Genomic DNA, 17,315 nt, shown 5'->3' on the forward strand with positions numbered 1-17,315 from the left:
TTACCAAGGGATTGTGGAAATGACGATCAGGTGGCTGGCCAACTTTGATTTCTCAGGCGGATTGCAGGATCTGCTGGGCTACGCTGTGCGTGTCCAGTCGATCGGCGATTTCGTCTTCTTCAAGCTGATCATGGATTACCTGCGCGACAGGATCAGTGACTACGGCATCGACCTGATGGGGCGCATGATGTCCTGGGTCGGTGGCATTGCCCTGGTGCTGATGACGCTGTGGGTACTGATCCAGGGCTTCCGGATCGTCACCGGCCGCAGTCGCGACTCCATGATGGTGCTGGTGACCAATATGGCGCGCGCGGCGTTGATTGTGAGTGTTGCCACCAGCATGGCGATGTTCGGCAGCAACCTGCAGAAATTCCTCAACGAGGACGTCAAAGGCCTGATCACCCACGTGGTGACCGGCAAGGACCAGCAGCCGGAAGACCAGATCGACAAGAGCCTGGCGTGGATGCAGGTGGCGCTGTCGAGCATTGATGGCATCAAGATCCTGAATGATCCAGGGTTGCAGGCGGACAAGACCCGGGCGCTGTGGTTCATCGGCCTGGGCACGGGCGGCCCGGCGGTCACCGCAGGTGCGATGTTGCTGCTCTACGAGGTCGCGCTGGCGCTGTTCATCGGCCTGGGTCCCTTGTTCATTCTGTGTCTGTTGTTCGACCAGACCAAGCAGCTGTTCCAGCGATGGCTGTTCTACGGCATCGGCACGATGTTCTCGATGGCGGTACTGGCAGCGATGGTATCGATCGCGCTGGACATGGTGATCCGTGTCTCGACCGCGTTCTGGTCCACCGCCCTGGTCAACAAGTTCCTGCTCGAAGGCGCCTCCAGCGACGGCATGACCAGCCAGGCGATGCAGCAGGGCGGCATGGGATTGATCCTGACGACCTTGATTCTGACTGCGCCCCCAATGGCGGCCATGTTCTTCCAGGGTACCTTGGGTAGCTTCATGGCATATTCGCAGATAGGTGGCAGTGCGGCCTCAACTCCTAGTGCTGATGGTCGGCCCCCGGGCACTTACACGCCTCCTTCGCCATCGAAGAGCGAAGGCCATTCGAGTCACCAGGATAGTGGTGTCACTGTAAGGAACTCTGCTCCAAGTACTTACACGCCGTCTAATCAGAAGCAGGGGCAGTATGGCTTGGCGGATTGATGGTTCTGACTTAGGTTGAAGGATGTGTGTATGAATATTGACTGGGCAGCTCAAGTTCTGAGGTGCGCTCTTGCGGCAGTCCTAATTTTTGGGGGGAACAGCGCTGCCTTCGCCGAAGGACGGTGTCCTCCAGGCCAGTATCCGATTGGTGGGCAGGGCGCCGGCGGATGTGCACCGATTCCTGCTGGTGGATCAGGAGCGGAAAGCCCGCGTCCAACGGGGCGGTGGATCAAGACTTGGGGAGCATTTGCTGCCTCGCCTTCCGGTATCGCAGGAGCGGCAAGCGGGTGGAGGAAGAAGGCGGATGCGGGAAACGCGGCAGTGAGGTCCTGCTCTGATGCCGGCGGCCGGGATTGTCGAGTGAAGTTCACCTATAAGAATCAGTGCGCAACGGCGGCTGTCTCAAATACGGGAAATGGGGGAACCTTCTACTCTGCCGCAGCCACAAAGGAAGAGGCGGCAGGTCTATCCTTGGCGCAATGTCGTGCTGGTTCCAAAGAGACATGTGAGATTGTCATGTCCAATTGCACCGAACCGGAGTTTGAGAAGTTCTGAGTCACTGCTCGCGTTATTCTGATGATCCGGCAGTGGAATGGCCGGTATTGAGCGGATCATTTCTTCTCTGCGCCGATCGAGTCGCAAGTCCTGATCACGTGATCGGGTCCCCGTATGGGTGCCGGCCGGAGCCTCATCTTTCTCACGCTGATGGCAATAGTACAGATCATGCCATTACGCCTGTCATTCCAATGGCTAGGAATGGAAATAGCTTGGCTGTTGGCGAGATTGGTTCTGCCCGCTAAGAAAAAATCTCTATTCTTTGTGTTGGGAGATTCCCGATGTGATCAGGCGTTCAGTGGCGGCAAGTTTGGTCGCAGCAATTGGGGTGGCGGGTGCTGCGCTCACCTCTGAGTCGGTCCGGGCAGAGGGGCGGTGTCCACCTGGTCAGTATCCCATCGGTGGCCGGGGTGTTGGTGGCTGTGCCCCGATTCCAGCCTCTCAGGGTGAGGGGAGTTCCGGGCCGCGTGCGATAGGTAAGTGGATCAAAACCTGGGGAGCCATATCTCGTTCTGTTGCGACCGGTGATGTGGGAGCTTCGGTGGGAAAGAGATCAAAGGCCGAGGCTGTCGCTGAGGCTCAGTCCCGGTGTGCGACATATGGTGCGAAGGATTGCACTGTAGGGATAACGTATAAGAACCAGTGTGTCGCTTGCGCGGATCCGGCTCCGGGCTCTAAAGGCTTGATTTCAATGGCCGGCGGCCCAACGAGAGAGGCTGCTTCCACTGAGGTTCTGAAGTACTGTGCTGCTCACGGCGGTGGGCAGTGCACGATCAAGTACACCGATTGCAGTGAGCCGATCTTCCAAGAATTCTGATTGCTCGATGGAGCTGCGTTGATACATCCGACGTCCAGCGTCTATCGCATTCTGGCAGATTGGTGGTATCTGTCTCTAGGTGAGACTGCTGCTTGGCGCTTGAGTCACGTAGGTAGCCACTCATGGTGATTGCGCTTTTTTTCAATCAAGATCGCCTCTCAATCCAAGTTCCGTTAGGCGACCAATCCCTCCTCGAAGTAGGGTGCGTTCGCGTCAAAAATGTTGACGCTTCAGCCCCTCATTTGCTCTCGCTTGATGCGCAGGCTTTGCGCTTAGGTGGGCGTCCCTCGATGCGACGCGCCAGACCGTGCTATAAGGCCCCATTCGCGATGCCGTGGGTCTTCGCGCCATTCGAAGGAACGAATCATGCCGAATCCCGGCCGTGTTGCCTCGCTGATTGGCGGACTGCTGTTCGCCTCGTCGGCCCATGCCGCTGATAGCTGGGTCATCTTCACCGGTGGCGAAACGCCGAACCGCGAGGCGTGGGTGGTCGATGCACAATCGCTCGCCGACCGCTCGGATCTGGTCGGTTTTCTGCAGCGTGCCACGCCGGCAGAGCAGAACGCGTACCTGAAGCAGTTGCGCCGCAGGGAGCCGGCGAAGCCCGGTGACCCAGTTGCGGGTCCGGAGCCGGTGTACGAAATCCAGGTCAATACCGTCTACGAGAACGCGACCAAACCGAATCGACTGGTCAGAAAGTACTGGGTGAACTGTTCACAGAACAGCGTGGCCATCAGGACGAGTCTGATCCAGTGGCGCGATCGGCCAATGGAGAACGTCCCACCGGATAAGTTCGAACCGCAGGCCGAGGCGATTGCTCCCTGGCAGGTGCAACTGGTGCGGTTTGCCTGTCTAGTTGGGCCTGATCCCAAGGCCAAGGCGCCAGCGGAAATGATGAAGCGTGGCTTCCTTTCCATCGGTGACGTCGGGCAATCGCCTGTGGATTTCATCTGGGCCAGCCTGTGGAAGGACGGCAAACGTCCAGCATTCACCTATCTGCCGGGCGACGCTGAAATGGATCGTACTGTGCGTAGCCTGGAAGCGACTGTGGCGCGCGGCCAGAGTGAAACCAGCAAAGCTCTGGATGAGTCGCGGCGCGCAGCCAACCGAGTGGGTCGCAACAATCTCATGGACCTGTGGATCGGCAAGACAGAGCAGGAATTCGTGCGGACGTGGGGCCCACCGGATCGTGTGGAGAACGGCGCCGATGGTTCGCGCACGTTGTACCTGCATCGTGGCGAGCGTGTGCAGGGATTGAATGCTTATGGGCATGTCGTCAGCGACGTAAACAATCGATGCGATATCACGGTGCTGACGACGGACGGCTACGTCCGCGACTACGCCACACAGGGGGCCGCATGCGCCCAGCAGTTGCGCTGAGCGCGATTGCTGGCCACAACGCGAGGAAGCATGGCTTGTGCTGGGTCCCGCACCCATCGACTTAAGCGGCGTAGGCTTTCCGTGCAACATCGCCCCGGCCGGACCAGACCGTATGTGGGAATGCGAGCCATACCTGCGGTGCCATCCACCGCGTGTCTGATAGTCGGATAAGCCACCATTCACGTTAGCCGCGCTGTTTCTGTGATCAAGTGCGCTTTTCATCCCAAGCACCCTTCGACGAGCGCTGCCTCCTCGAAGTAAGCTGCGTGCGCGTCAAAATCCCGACGCGCCGGTGCCATCGAACACAGGAGCTTTTCCGTCCATGAGGACTGTGTCCCCCCGCGGTGCGGGTGACGCTTGCCACCATCGCGGTCGCCGTTGGCTCGGGGCTATCATCCGCCATGGCGGCCGCAGTGCACGTGCGAGGCATCGCCCCGTTTCCGGCCTCCGCTCGGGAACTGGCAAGACGGGATTGAAGGAGTTGCAGGGGATGGAGAAGGGGAGTGGCACGCACATGGACAATGCCTTGGCGTTCGTTCCGTCCGGCGCGAACCTGCTGGAAGCCGTACGCGGCGATCTGACCGGCAATGGTTTCCAGGACCAGCTGCTGGTGATCGACCAACCTCCTCCGGAGGGCTTGCTGCCCGGCGAGCACGGACCGAACCGGGTCCTGCTGTTGCTGCTGGGCGATGCCACGGGCCGCTGGCAGCTGGCGGCACGCAACGACAAGCTGGTGCCGTGCTCAACGCGCGGTGGCATTGCCGGTGACCCCTTCGCCTACGTGACGATTGAAGACGGCGCGTTCAGCGTGATCACCAACGGCGGCAGCCGCGAACGCTGGAGCAGCGTCTACACCTTCCGGTATGCACCTGCCGAGCAGGCGTGCTGGGTGCATGGCGTGCAGCGCAAGGTGGTGGACACCGAAACCGAAGCGACCCACACGCGCGATTTCTCCGCGGCCGAGCTTGGCCGGGTGCGGTTCGAGGATTTCGATCCGTCCGTCGTCGCCGACGTCAGCTTGCCCTGAGTGCCATGCCCGTGAGGAGGCGGGAGTATCCAACGATGATCGAGCAGGAGTTTCACCGTGTCGCAGGATAGAGAGTCGCAGCTGTTGCGGCAGGCCACGGAGGCTGGCATGACCTCGTCCCGGGAACTGGCCAACTTCATGGCGCAGGCCGGGCACGAGTCCCGTGGCCTGAGCCGGCTCAATGAGAGTTTCAACTTCACCCGGGGCATCTCGCAGATCCCGGTGGAAGCAGCGTGGCGCAATGGCAATGGCGCGCTTGAGAGCGCCCGCCAGGAGGCGCTGCGCGGGCGGCCGGAGAACCTGGCCGAACTGATGTATGGCGGGCGCATGGGCAATGACGCGCCCGGTGATGCACTGAAGTATCACGGCCGTGGCTATCTGCCGCTGGTCGGCAAGGAGAATTACGAGCGTGCCGGCAAGGCGCTGGACCTGGACCTGGTGAATCAGCCGGAGCTGGCCGCGCAACCCGAGCACGCAGGCCGTATTGCCGTGTGGCAGTGGCAGACGCGGGTGCCGGAAGCGGCGCGCGAGGACGTGCGCGAAGCGACGCGTGCCCTGAATGGCGCGCTCAACGGCATCGAAGCCCGCCAGCAGCGTTTTGACGTGTGGCAGCAGAAGCTGACCCCCGATGTGATGGCGCGCCTGGAGCGTGGCGAAGTGGGGGCGCCTGCCCAGCCCACAACGGGACGCGACATGTCGCAACCGGGCGAGCCGGGATACACGCTGTTCTCGGGAGCGCGCCAGCACCTGCAGCAGATGGGGCCGCAAAGCGGTCTGCGCAGCGTGCAGGAACTGGACAATGCCGCCGGCGCACTGGCGCTGAGCGCGCAGAAGGCGGGGATGTCGCGCATCGATCATCTCCTGGCGGGTAATGACGGTCGCACGCTGTTTGCTGTACAGGGCGCGCTAGGCGATCCGGCCATGCTGCGCGCATCGGTCGATCGCGAACAGGCGGCGCAGCAGCCGCTGGCGCAGAGCAGCCAGCAATTGGCTGCCAATGTCGCCCAGCAGGACCCGGCGGCCGCGCTCGCCCGCGAGCAGGAGCAGCGTTCTCGATCCCTGTAACACCGATGCCGGCGGGCAGGGTGCCCGCTGGCGCTTTACGTACGACGCGTGGCGCCCTGTGGCGCCGACATGGAAACCCACCCGTAAGGACACCACATGCGAATCGTTCCCCCGAATGCCCGCCACGCCGCTGCCCGCTGCAATGCACCCGTGCGCCGCCTGCCGCCGCTCTGGCTGCTGTCACTTGGACTTGCCGCAGCGTCGGCACAGGCTCAGGAGGCAGCGGCGCCCGTCGTGGAGACGCGCCCCGCTGCCGAGGCTACCGTTGAGGCGCCTGCAGGGGCGGCGCCCGTTGCAGCGCCCGCGGCGGCCGACGCCGTTGTCGCGGCGCCGGCTCCCGAAGTACCGGCTGCCGCGACACCCCCTGCGACACCGGTGGTGGACACGCAGCCGGCGCCGGCTGCGGACCCGGCGCCTGCGCCCGTTCCGCCCGCAGCGGCGGCGCCTGTGGCTGCACCGCCCACAGTCGTCGAGTCAGCGGTCCCGGCGGTAGCGCCGGCACCGCCTGCATTGGCCATCGTGCCGTTGCCGCCCGAGCAGGCGACCGAGCGTGCGCTCGGTGCCCGCTGCCCGGTGGATCTGGCCGGGCGGCTGGCGAGCCAGGGCGACCTGCTGATCGGCGCCTGCCAGGGCACCATGCCGGCGCATCTGGCTGCGATGCTGGTCGCGCTGCCCGAGCAGGACGTCCACCTGCCGCGCAGCTGGCGCGAGCGTGAGGTGCGGCAGAAGGCCTGGTTCAAGGCGGTGCCGGGCTACGGCCAGCGCCCGGACTTCATCGTGCGGATGGGCGACATCTGGGTGCGCTCGTTGGAAGGGCGCGACGCCGACAGCACGTTCTACCTGGTGTCGGCGCCGTTCACCTGCAGCGACCAGGTCGCCAACCGGGATGAGTACGGCGCGGAGCCGGTCCGCGTGCCAGCGGGTGAATGCCGCGAGGCCTATGTGGCCCAGCGTGTGTACCAGGTCCGCGGGGATGCGGCGCCGAGGGATGTAACCACCGATGCCATGCCGGCCATGCCGCAGCAGGCGGAAGCTGATCGTGCGCGCCAGCTCTCGCGTGAGGGACGGATCAGCCTGGACCACAGCAAGTTGCAGTATGGCCCGGTCATGCGCTGGTTCGTGCAGTATCCGGAGTCGGCGCAGAAGGGTGGTCCGCGCGCCTACGGTGACTGGAACCGCGAGCACATCGCGTTCGTGGTCTGGACCGGCGATCGCTTCGAGCTGCGCGACAAAGTCGCGCGGGCGCAGTGGCCCTGTGATCCGGTGGCGCCCGGCGATCGCGCCTGCGGTGGATTCCCGGATTCCGGGCCGGATCTGTTCGTGACGGCCGGAGCATCGCTGCCGGTGGCGGCCTCCAGCCCCTGAACCAGAGTGCCGATGTACAACGGGAGCCGGAATTACCGGCTCCCGTGCTGTCCATCAGGCCTGCAGGCTGCGGGTCTGATTCTGCTGCTGTTCCAGCTGCTGGTCGCGCTCAAGTGCAAGGCGCTGACCTGCGGCCTGCTGGTCGATGCGCTGGCTGCTCTGTTCCAGCGGTGTGTTCATCGCCACCGCCGTATCCACTGATACGCGAAGGTGGGCCGGGTCACCGCCCTGGCCCTGCACGGCAAAGCTGCGCGAGGCATCGGCATTCATGACCACTTCGTCGATGCGCTTGCCGCCCGCCGCATGCATTTCGGCGGCCAGGCTGCCGGCCAGTTGCGTGCTCATTACGTCTGGTACCCGGCCGACGCGGACGTCCTGCGCGTGCACGCCACGGATCGCGTCGTTGAACAGTGGGTTGCCCACATGGTTGGCGTCGTCCATGCGCAGCATGCTGGTGTGATGGCCGTTCTTCTCCGCTTCGCGGCGTGCCGGCTCACCGGGCTGCAGCGGGCCGCGGATGTGGTCGTACAGATCGACGGCGCCGCCCGGAATGCCCCGCGCCGCGCGGGTGACACCACGGCGCAGTGATTCAACGTCGTCGCGGTACTCCTCGATCATCCTGGCGTTGTCTTTTGCCAGCTTCTGCGTTTCCGGGTGTTGCAGCACCGAGCCGTCACCGAGGAAGTTGCCCAGCTTGTGCGCACCGAACGAGCTGCCTGCGGCGATGATCGGCCGGTCGGGGATCAGGGCGCGCAACGAGTGATTGCTGAAGCCGTTCGCGGCAAGCGTGCTGATTTCATTTGGCCGGGCGTAGATGCGCACCTGGCCGAAGTGCGGCGACGCCGCGCTGACCGGATCGGAGGCCATGACATGGTTGATCATGGTGTTGCCGCCTTCCGGGATGCGGTAGCTGAGGCTGACCGCGCCATAGGCGTTGAAGGTCTCGCCCTTGACGTTGAAATGGTGCGAGGTGATCTGGGCCAGCGCGCCGCCGAGGGAGTGGCCGGTGACGGTGACTTCGGGTGGGCGCTGTCCGAGATCCTGCCCCTCCTTCTTGGCGTAGGCCAGGGCGCGTTGGGTCAGCGCGATGGCGTCCGGTGCCTGGACGTTGGTGCGGGCGACAACCATGCCACCATCGGTCAGGATCGCATCGCGGGCGATCTGTTCGGTGCCGCGATGTGCGACGACAATTTCATTGGTGTCGACTCGCTGGTAGATCGTTCCCTGATAACCGTTCAATCGATTATCAACGTGCTCGAGGATCTTGTACTCATGCCCGTTGATCGCTACGAGCTCTTCCTTGCCGGGAGCGCGTCGACCGACCGCACGGTCCTTGTACACGTCGTCGGAAATACCCGCATAGTCTTGGCTGCTGAGGCTCATTGGCGGACCTCATTGGCTTCAAGTGAAGCCGAGAACAGCGAATTCTGCAGCTCAGGGCGGAACTTGGTGGGGTCTTCTTGGCCGCTTGCGCCGTAGTCAGGAATCTCGTTCACGCGCGGATAGTCCGAACGAGGATAGTGGCGAGTCTCGGTCTCGCCTTTCACGAATGGCGCTGCTTCAATAAATGAAAGGAAACGCGTCTCGCCCTCGGCCCCCGTCGCCTTCAGCATCGCGCCTGCACCGGTGAACTCCCACTTGCAGACACCGCGACCGTAGTAATCCTCATCCAGCATGCGGTCGATGTATACAGTGCCCCGGTACTCGCCATCAGCGACCTTGCGCAGTTCCACCGGTTCCTGGCTGGTAATCCGTGCAGCCGTGCCGGTGGCCGGCTCGATATAGCCACACTGGTCTTCGTTGGTGACGTCGTACTGCGCGACACCTTCGACCACCGCGAAATCGCCCGGGGCGTCCTTCAGGCGCAGCACCAGTTCATAGGCCTTGCGCGGGCTGGGGTTGAGCTTGGCGAGGCCGCGCCCACCCTGGGCGACATCGGCTTCAGCAGCGGCACGTTCCTGGTTCATGGCGGTCTCCGGATGGCAGGCGGTCAACAGAAGTAGAGCAAGGCACGGAATCATCTTGTGGCGCAATGTCGGCCTCCTGGTGTGTAAGGGTGAATGTGGCACTGGCGGCTCATGGCACGAGCTTCTGCACAGTGGTGGTGGTTGAGAACAGCGCATTGCGCAGCTCTTCGCTGTACCCCGACGGAGCTTCCTCGCCACTGGCGCCAAAGTTGGCGACAGTGTCGGCGCGCGGATAGACAAGGTTCGGGTAATAAAGCGTCAGAGGCGAGTCGTTCTCCATGCGCTTCTTGTCGATGAACGTCAGGAATCGCGTATCCGCCTTGCTGGTCGTGGCGCGCAACATCGCACCGACACCCGTCAGCGTCCAATGGCAGACGCCACGCCCGTAGTAGTCCTCATCCAGCATACGGTCCAGGTAAAACGTACCGCGGTACTCGTTCTCGCTGACCTTGTGCAGGGTGATGGGCTCCTGGCTGGTGATGCGGCCTGCAGTGCCTGTTGCAGGCACGATCCGTCCACAGTCTGCGTAGTTGATGGCGTCATACTGGGCCACGCCCTCAACAACCGCGAACGGGCCTGGCGCGCCCTTCAGTGTCAGCACCAGCTCATAGGCCTGCTTCGGCGCCGGGTTGAGTTTGGCAAGGCCGCGTCCACCCGCGGCGACGTCGCGCTCGGCATCGGCGTAGGGCGAGCATGCCGCCAGCAGGACGAGGGCGAGCACTGCCAGCAGCGGCCGTCCCCTGTGTGCGAGGTGCGCTACACCCATGGCCCGATCCTGCATCGTGCGTCCATGTCCATCTATCCTTCCTGGGTGGCAGGTTTCTCGATTATGGAACGTGCCGGGAGCCCTGTGCCACCCCTTGGAGACGGATTTTTGACGCTCCCGGGGCGCGCCGCCGGCAGATCGCTTGCCGCACAGGGCATCCGATCGTCGCGTTGGCTCTGACGCCGGACGCAGGTTCGCAGCTGAATCCGTGACCGGAATCGATCATTCACATGTCCATCACTTCATCAAAGGTGTTGTCCTTGAACTGCACGATCCGCCCTGAAACCCGCGAAGACCACGCGGTCATCCATGCACTCACCGAGGCGGCCTTCCGCGAAGCCCCGCACAGCAGCCACACCGAGCAGTTCATTGTGGATGCGCTGCGTTCGCGTGGAGAGCTGAGTCTTTCGCTGGTCGCCGAGAAGGACGGACAGGTCGTCGGGCACATCGCGCTGTCGCCGGTGACGATCAGCGATGGCAGCACCGGCTGGTTCGGCCTCGGGCCAATCTCGGTGCTGCCGGACTGGCAGGGGCAGGGCATCGGTGCGGCGCTGATGCACGCGGCGCTCGGCGCGTTGCGTGAGCAGAACGCGCAGGGCTGTGTATTGCTGGGGGAGCCCGCCTATTACGGACGATTCGGGTTCCGCGCCGAGCCGGGCCTGGTGCTGCCGGGTGTGCCGCCAGAGTACTTCCAGGCGCTGTGCCTGCGGCCACCGATGGCGCAGGGAGAGGTGCAGTACTCGCCGGCATTCGAGGCCACGGCCTGATGATCGGGGCGGGCCTCGAACATCCGTCGAATGTCAGCCGTTGTACCGGAGATGGATCAGGGGATACGGGCGGCCCTGCGAATCCAGCGGTGAACGTCCGGTTTCGACGAAGCCCATGCGCTGGTAGAAGCCGACGGCCTGCGCGTTCTGTTCGTTGACGTCGGTACTCAGCTGCGGATGCAGGGCCAGCGCGTGCTGCAGCAACTGCCGGCCGATACCGGTGCCGCGTACGTCCGGATCGATGAACAGCGCTTCCATGTGCGTGCCGTCGATCAGCATGAAGCCAAGGGGGCGGTCCTGAGCGTCGACGGCCACGGTCATCGGAGCCTGCGGCAGGAAGCCGGCGACTTCGGCATCGATGGCCTGGCGGTCGTCGGCGCTGAGGAAGTTGTGGGTGGCGTCGACGGCGCGGCGCCAGAGGTCGACGAGGGCGCCGCCGTCGTCGGCGCGCGAGGGACGGAGGGTGGTCATGGGTTCACCAAGGTGCTTGCAAAGAGCGCGTAGTATGGCGCGTCCCGACCCAGCGCGCAGGCGTGGATTCATCCGGTGTTGCGATGGCGGATGAAGGGGCTGTAGGCAGTGGCCTCCGCGCGCAGCACCACGCCATCCTCGAAATCGCCGCTGTCGTTGAAGGGCACGGTGGGCCACCGCGGCCATTGCGCCAGGCGTTCGCGGTAGTAGTGGGTTGCTGCAGCCAATGCCTCGTCGTGTGCCTGCACGCGCTCCGCTGCCAGCCCGGAACGCACGCCATGCACCAGATGCGGCTCCAGCACGTCGAAGCCGACGTAGCGCAGGCTGTACATCAAGGGCCACAGCAACAACCGGGTATCTCCCTCGCGGCCGTCGACGGCGCAGGCCCGTGCCGATGAGCCGGTGGTGACGCTCAGCAACGCACGCTTGCCGCGCATCGCGCCGTGCTCGTGGCGCAGGCGGCTGTTGTACATCGGCCCGTAGACCAGCACGCGATCCAGCCAGCCCTTGAGGATTGCCGGCGGCGCGAACCACCACAGCGGGAACTGCAGGATGACCAGATCCGCGGCCTGCAGCAGCTGCAGATGGCGCTGCACATCGGCGGGCAGCCGACCCTGTTCGGCGCCGTGGCGTTGTTCGCGCTGGGCATCGAAACGGCCGGGCTGCAGGCGACTTGAATGATGGTGGGCCGCTTCCAGCGGATCGAAGCCCTCTGCATACAGGTCGACCACGTCCACCTCCAGCGCGTCATGCCGCAGCTGCTCCGCGGCCTGCGCGGCCAGGTGGGCGTTGAAGGAGCGGGGTTCGGGATGGGCAAGCAGGATCAGGGCGCGCATGGGGCGAGGTGTTCGAGGAGTGTGCGACCATCCTCGCGGCGCCGGTATGCCCCGGCAATTACGCACCTTGAGGTAACCATGGCCTATCCGGGCGATGTCTATGCCGCCGATTGCTCGGCACGCGATGCGCTGGCGCTGATCTCCGGCAAGTGGGTGATGCTGCTGTTGCCGGCGCTGGCGCAGGGCCCGCAACGCAATGGCGCGCTGCTGAGGAAGATCGAAGGCATCTCGCAGAAGGTGTTGACCCAGACCCTGCGGCAGCTGGAGCGCAACGGCCTGGTCGAGCGGTGTGAGCGGGGCAGCAAGCCACTGCATGTGGAATACCGGCTGACCGAGGTCGCACGTGGACTGGTTGACACGCTGTCCGCCCTGGACCGTTGGGCCGAGCACAATTTCCCGGCGCTGGACGCCGCCCGCGAGCGCTTCGACGCGCGTTAGCGGCGCCTGCACGGCCGCGGGCGTACAATGCGGCCCCGGCGGCCATCCTGGCCCTGCAGACACGCGAGAACCGCCATGACCGACGCCCTGGGTGTACCGGTGCACGACGCCGATGAACACTGGATGCGCCATGCGCTGGCGCTGGCCGAGCGTGCGCAGCGCGAGTACGACGAGATCCCCGTTGGTGCGGTACTGGTGGGCGCCGATGGCCAGCTGCTGGGCGAGGGCTGGAACCTCAACATCGCCTCGCACGATCCCAGTGCGCATGCCGAGATCGTGGCCATGCGGGCCGGTGGCACGCGGCTGGCCAATCATCGGCTGCTCGGCAGCACCCTGTACGTGACCCTGGAACCGTGCGCGATGTGTGCGATGGCCATCGTGCATGCACGCGTTGCCCGCCTGGTCTACGGCGCCAGCGACCCCAAGACCGGCGCCTGCGGCAGCGTGTTCGACCTGCTGGGCGATGCCCGCCACAACCACCGGGTGGAGATCCACGGTGGAGTGCTGGCCAAGGAGGCCAGCATGCGCCTGACCAATTATTTCCGTGCCAAGCGTGGCAAGCCGCCGCTGCTGCTGGAAGACCATGCCGGCGAGGCCTGAGGGGGCGAACCGGTATGATGGGCGCCTCTTTCCATCACCGGCAGGCCGCGCGCCTGCCCAGCAACGAGGCGACACATGGCGGACAACGGCGCGGCCAACGAGCGACTGATCTGGATCGACCTGGAAATGACCGGGTTGGATACCGACAACGATTCGATCATCGAGATCGCCACCGTGGTCACCGATGCCCAGCTCAACGTACTGGCCGAAGGGCCGGAATTCGCCATCCACCACCCGCTGGAAACGCTGGAAGCGATGGACGAGTGGAATCGCAACCAGCACCGCCGCTCGGGCCTGTGGCAGCGCGTGGTGGACAGCACCACCACCCTGGGCCAGGCCGAGGCGCAGACGGTAAACTTCCTGGCGCAGTGGATCCCGGCCGGCCTGTCGCCGATGTGCGGCAACTCGATCTGCCAGGATCGCCGCTTCCTGCACCGCCAGATGCCGCGACTGGAGAAGTACTTCCACTACCGCAACCTGGACGTGTCCACGGTGAAGGAACTGGCCAAGCGCTGGGCGCCGAGCGTGGCCGCCGGCGTCGGCAAGAACAGCAACCACACCGCGCTGAGCGACGTGCACGATTCGATCGCTGAGCTGCGCCACTACCGCCAGTTCATGGGCGCGCTGTCGGGGCTGCCGGTTGCCTGAACAACGACGCCGGGCATGGCCCGGCGCTATCGGATGACACGCCAACGGGTAGTGCCGGCCGCTGGCCGGCAAGGCGCCGGGGTCGGATCCCTTTCCTGCGGAAAGGGCTCTGCCCCCTCTGTCGTACCCCGCGACGAACCGTTCAACTTCCTGGCGCTAAGATCGGCGCCATGAACGAGCCGATCCTGCTCCCCCGCGACATCGCCCATGACGCCCGCGACTGGTCCGACCTGCAGCGCGCGGTGGCCCTGCTGGAAGCGCCGACCCTGACCGCGCGCATGGCCAACCTGGTCGGCACGCCGCTGGAGTTCGCGGTGAAGGCGCTGCCCAGCTCGGTCTCCAACCGCATCCACGGTGCTGTGCAGGCGGCGCTGAGCAAATCGGCGCAGGCCGCGCTGTGGAGCATGGACAACACCCCCGGCAAGGGGGCGTCCACCCGCTGGCACAAACTGGCGGCGGCCACCTCGGGCGCGGTCGGTGGGGCCTTCGGCTTCGCGGCCTTGTTCATCGAGCTGCCGGTGTCGACCACCATCATGATGCGTGCGGTGGCCGACGTGGCCCGCAGCGAGGGCTTCGACCTGTCCGAGTTCAGCACCCGCCAGGCGTGCCTGGAGGTGTTCGCGTTGGGCGGCAACTCGCCGCGCGATGATGCCAGCGAGACCGGCTACTACCTGGCCCGCGGCTTCACCACGGATGTGATGCGCCACCTGTCGGCCGAGCTGGCCGGGCGCGTGGTGACCGGCCGCGACCTGACCCTGGGCGTGGCGCCAAAGGAAGCTGGCAAGCTGCTGGCGAAGATGGTGGAAAAGGTGGCGGCGCGCTTCGGCGTGGTGGTTACCGAGAAATTCGCTGCGCAGGCGGTGCCGATCGTCGGTGCCGCCGCCGGTGCAACACTGAATACCATGTTCACCGACTACTACCAGGACATGGCGCGCGGCCACTTCATCGTGCGTCGGCTGGAGCTGAAGTACGGGGAAGATGTGGTGCGCGCCTGCTATGACCGCGTGGCGCATGGCGGCGTACTGATCGAGCCCACGCTGTAACCGGCTTCGGGGTCGGAGCCCTTTGCGTTGCAAAGGGATCCGACCCCGGTTGCGCGCGGGGTCGGATCCCGTTCCGCAGGAAGGGGCTCTGCCCCCCGGCCGGTCATCCTTGCCTTGGGGGAACAATTGTTTTGCCAGTGCATGCCTGTTGCCTGGCAGCTGGCATCCCCATCCTTTGCGGCAGTCCCCCCCGCAAGAGATCGCCGCCATGTTGTTCACTCCCCACCGCTTGGGCGCCTTGACCCTGCCCAACCGCATCGTGATGCCGCCGATGACCCGCTCGCGTGCCGCCGACGGCAACGTCGCCACCGCGGACATGGCCGCCTACTACGCCCAACGCGCCAGTGCTGGCCTGATCGTCAGCGAAGGCACCCAGATCAGCCCGCAGGGCCAGGGCTATGCCTGGACCCCGGGCATCCACAGCCCGGAACAGGTGCAGGGCTGGCGCCGGGTGACCGATGCGGTGCACGCCGCTGGCGGCCGCATCTATGCCCAGCTGTGGCATGTGGGCCGGGTCTCGCATGTGGCCCTGCAGCCGGGTGGTGCCGCCCCGGTGTCGTCGTCGGCGCTGCTGGCCGAAGGCGTGAAAGTGTTTGTCGACCCTGCAGGCGCTGGCCCGGAAGCGGGCGTAGGCGAGATGATCCAGCACTCGATGCCGCGCGCGCTGCGCGAAGACGAGATTCCGGGCATCGTCGCCGACTATGCACAGGCCACCCGCAATGCACTGGCCGCCGGCTTCGATGGCGTGGAGCTGCACGGGGCCAATGGCTACCTGATCAACCAGTTCATCGACTCGCAGGCCAACCGGCGCACCGACGGCTATGGCGGCGCGTTGCAGAACCGGCTGCGGTTCCTGCGCGAGGTCGTGCAGGCGGTGACGGCCGTAGCCGGTGGTGACCGCGTCGGTGTCCGTCTGGCGCCGCTGACGACGTTGCAGGGCGCGGTGGACGATACGCCACAGGCGACCTATCTGGCCGCGGCGCACCTGCTGGGTGAGCTGGGCGTGGGCTACCTGCACATCGCCGAAGCCGACTGGGACGATGCACCGTTGATGCCGGTGGCGTTCAAGCAGGCGCTGCGCATGGTCTACCCGGGCACGCTGATCTACGCCGGCAAGTACACCGCCCAACGCGCCGAGCAGGCACTGGCTGAAGGCTGGGCTGACCTGATCGGCTTCGGTCGCCCGTTCATCGCCAACCCGGACCTGCCGGAGCGACTGCGTACCGGTGCGGCGCTGAATCCGCCGGATCGTGCGACATTCTTTGGCGGTGGCGCGGCGGGCTTCACCGATTATCCGACGCTGGAAGAGAGCGTCGCGGCCTGATCCTGGACGCTGCCGGCCAGCGGCCGGCACTACCAGTGGGCGAGGGGTAGTGCCGGCCGCTGGCCGGCATTCCGATGTCGTATCGCCGATGGGGGGGTGCCGACCGTTGGTCGGCACTACCGGCATGGATCAGGGCTTGTCGCGCACCAGCGCGTCAGCCTCTATCACGCCGCCATCCTTTCCATGCAGGTACAGGTGCATGTCCTGCTGCGGGTACGGGATGTTGATGCCGGCCTTGTCAAAGCCCAGCTTCAGCTGCTCCAGCAGCGTGACCTTGGTACCGAACCAGTCGGCCGACTTCACGTAGCAGCGGATGCCGAGGTTGATGGCGTGCGCGCCCAGCTCATACACCACCACGTCCGGTGCCGGTGTCTGCAGCACGCGTGGGTCGGCCTTCATCAACGCCAGCGCGGTATCGCGCGCCAGCTGGATGTTGTCTTCATAGCCGATGCCGATCACCAGTTCGACGCGGCGGGTCGGTTCGGCGGTGAGGTTGATGATCGGTGCAGCGGTGATCAATGTGTTCGGAATGGTGGTGTGCTGGTTGTCGGCACCGGTGATGACGGTCTGGAAGATGCGCACTTCACGCACCGTGCCGGTCTGTCCAGCCACGGTGACCACATCGCCCACGCGGAACGGTCGCAGCGTCACCAGCATCACGCCCGAGGCGATGTTGGACAGCGAATCCTTCAATGCCAGGCCGACGGCCAGGCCAGCGGTACCGAGCACGGCCAGCAGCGGGGTGATCTGCACGCCCAGCGTGCCGATCGCCAGCACCACCACGATCACAAGCGATGCGGCATACACCACGTTGCGCAGGAAGCTGCCCAGCATCGGGTCCACGCCCATGCGAGCCGTAGCGCGCGGCATCGCGTTGGACAGGCGCCGTGCCACGCACAGGCCCACCAGCAGCACCACGATCGCGGCCAGCAACGGTACGCCGTAGGTTTCCAGCAGGCGCTCCCAGTTGAGCGAGTGGAACCAGGGCGTTGCGGCGGGGGCGGGTCGGGCGGCGGCGATCATGCGGGAGTTCCTTTGCTGCTGAGGGACAGGCGCGAGGTGCGCGTGGCGTGCACGGACGCCA

General features: G+C 65.1%; 19 protein-coding genes. 13 read left to right on the forward strand and 6 right to left on the reverse strand.

Annotation, left to right across the window (positions count from 1 at the left end):
- Nucleotides 1–19 precede the first annotated feature (19 nt).
- From VG556_RS09750 to VG556_RS09780, 7 genes are all read left to right on the forward strand, one after another.
- Entirely contained in the window at nt 20–1,162 is a 1,143-nt protein-coding gene (locus VG556_RS09750) for a type IV secretion system protein (RefSeq protein WP_238381468.1), read from the forward strand.
- Between the two features lie 30 nt (nt 1,163–1,192).
- Nucleotides 1,193–1,717, forward strand: a complete 525-nt coding sequence (locus VG556_RS09755) for a DUF4189 domain-containing protein (protein WP_153643293.1) — start codon at nt 1,193–1,195, stop codon at nt 1,715–1,717.
- A gap of 328 nt (nt 1,718–2,045) precedes the next feature.
- A complete protein-coding gene (locus VG556_RS09760; RefSeq protein WP_257473476.1) occupies nt 2,046–2,534 on the forward strand; it encodes a DUF4189 domain-containing protein in 489 nt (162 codons plus the stop codon).
- Nucleotides 2,535–2,900: 366 nt separating this feature from the next.
- Entirely contained in the window at nt 2,901–3,914 is a 1,014-nt protein-coding gene (locus VG556_RS09765) for a hypothetical protein (protein WP_100450276.1), read from the forward strand.
- Between the two features lie 490 nt (nt 3,915–4,404).
- The gene (locus tag VG556_RS09770; protein WP_049408130.1) at nt 4,405–4,941 is read left to right on the forward strand and encodes a hypothetical protein; all 537 of its coding nucleotides are present in this window, start codon (nt 4,405–4,407) and stop codon (nt 4,939–4,941) included.
- Between the two features lie 57 nt (nt 4,942–4,998).
- On the forward strand, nt 4,999–6,006 hold the full coding sequence (locus tag VG556_RS09775) for an XVIPCD domain-containing protein (protein WP_049408128.1): 1,008 nt from the start codon (nt 4,999–5,001) through the stop codon (nt 6,004–6,006).
- Between the two features lie 96 nt (nt 6,007–6,102).
- Entirely contained in the window at nt 6,103–7,371 is a 1,269-nt protein-coding gene (locus VG556_RS09780) for a hypothetical protein (protein ID WP_414614022.1), read from the forward strand.
- Nucleotides 7,372–7,425: 54 nt separating this feature from the next.
- Here VG556_RS09780 and VG556_RS09785 read toward each other — a convergent pair whose 3' ends face one another.
- The 3 genes from VG556_RS09785 to VG556_RS09795 are packed head-to-tail and all read right to left on the reverse strand — an operon-like array spanning nt 7,426 to nt 10,104.
- A complete protein-coding gene (locus VG556_RS09785) occupies nt 7,426–8,754 on the reverse strand; it encodes an XVIPCD domain-containing protein (RefSeq protein ID WP_069118273.1) in 1,329 nt (442 codons plus the stop codon).
- The gene (locus tag VG556_RS09790) at nt 8,751–9,404 is read right to left on the reverse strand and encodes a hypothetical protein (protein WP_014647564.1); all 654 of its coding nucleotides are present in this window, start codon (nt 9,402–9,404) and stop codon (nt 8,751–8,753) included. The genes VG556_RS09785 and VG556_RS09790 overlap by 4 nt, the downstream gene beginning before the upstream one ends.
- Nucleotides 9,405–9,447: 43 nt before the next feature.
- Nucleotides 9,448–10,104, reverse strand: a complete 657-nt coding sequence (locus VG556_RS09795) for a hypothetical protein (RefSeq protein ID WP_238381466.1) — start codon at nt 10,102–10,104, stop codon at nt 9,448–9,450.
- 260 nt (nt 10,105–10,364) lie between these two features.
- Between VG556_RS09795 and VG556_RS09800 the strand changes: the two genes are divergently transcribed.
- Entirely contained in the window at nt 10,365–10,871 is a 507-nt protein-coding gene (locus tag VG556_RS09800; protein ID WP_041863578.1) for a GNAT family N-acetyltransferase, read from the forward strand.
- A gap of 33 nt (nt 10,872–10,904) precedes the next feature.
- Here the strand turns inward: VG556_RS09800 and VG556_RS09805 are convergent, their stop codons facing one another.
- Together VG556_RS09805 and VG556_RS09810 are read right to left on the reverse strand one after the other, a co-directional pair.
- Nucleotides 10,905–11,342: an acetyltransferase gene (locus tag VG556_RS09805; protein ID WP_100450274.1), complete on the reverse strand. Its 438-nt coding sequence runs from the start codon at nt 11,340–11,342 to the stop codon at nt 10,905–10,907.
- A 68-nt stretch (nt 11,343–11,410) separates the two neighbouring features.
- On the reverse strand, nt 11,411–12,178 hold the full coding sequence (locus tag VG556_RS09810; protein WP_100450273.1) for an NAD(P)H-dependent oxidoreductase: 768 nt from the start codon (nt 12,176–12,178) through the stop codon (nt 11,411–11,413).
- A 78-nt stretch (nt 12,179–12,256) separates the two neighbouring features.
- Between VG556_RS09810 and VG556_RS09815 the strand changes: the two genes are divergently transcribed.
- The 5 genes from VG556_RS09815 to VG556_RS09835 all read left to right on the forward strand — a co-directional run bounded on the left by VG556_RS09815 (nt 12,257) and on the right by VG556_RS09835 (nt 16,231).
- Nucleotides 12,257–12,616, forward strand: coding sequence for a winged helix-turn-helix transcriptional regulator (locus tag VG556_RS09815; RefSeq protein ID WP_032961582.1), 360 nt, complete (start codon nt 12,257–12,259; stop codon nt 12,614–12,616).
- A gap of 75 nt (nt 12,617–12,691) precedes the next feature.
- Entirely contained in the window at nt 12,692–13,216 is a 525-nt protein-coding gene (tadA, locus tag VG556_RS09820; RefSeq protein ID WP_014647558.1) for a tRNA adenosine(34) deaminase TadA, read from the forward strand.
- Nucleotides 13,217–13,291: 75 nt separating this feature from the next.
- On the forward strand, nt 13,292–13,864 hold the full coding sequence (gene orn, locus VG556_RS09825) for an oligoribonuclease (RefSeq protein ID WP_014647557.1): 573 nt from the start codon (nt 13,292–13,294) through the stop codon (nt 13,862–13,864).
- Nucleotides 13,865–14,034: 170 nt separating this feature from the next.
- A complete protein-coding gene (locus VG556_RS09830; RefSeq protein WP_049441668.1) occupies nt 14,035–14,907 on the forward strand; it encodes an EcsC family protein in 873 nt (290 codons plus the stop codon).
- Between the two features lie 208 nt (nt 14,908–15,115).
- On the forward strand, nt 15,116–16,231 hold the full coding sequence (locus tag VG556_RS09835) for an alkene reductase (RefSeq protein WP_100450272.1): 1,116 nt from the start codon (nt 15,116–15,118) through the stop codon (nt 16,229–16,231).
- Nucleotides 16,232–16,360: 129 nt separating this feature from the next.
- Here the strand turns inward: VG556_RS09835 and VG556_RS09840 are convergent, their stop codons facing one another.
- Nucleotides 16,361–17,254, reverse strand: coding sequence for a mechanosensitive ion channel family protein (locus VG556_RS09840; RefSeq protein WP_100450271.1), 894 nt, complete (start codon nt 17,252–17,254; stop codon nt 16,361–16,363).
- Between the last annotated feature and the right edge of the window lie 61 nt (nt 17,255–17,315).

Origin of the sequence: Stenotrophomonas sp. CASM106 (assembly GCF_049384825.1) — a bacterium.
Taxonomy (GTDB): Bacteria; Pseudomonadota; Gammaproteobacteria; order Xanthomonadales; family Xanthomonadaceae; genus Stenotrophomonas; species Stenotrophomonas muris.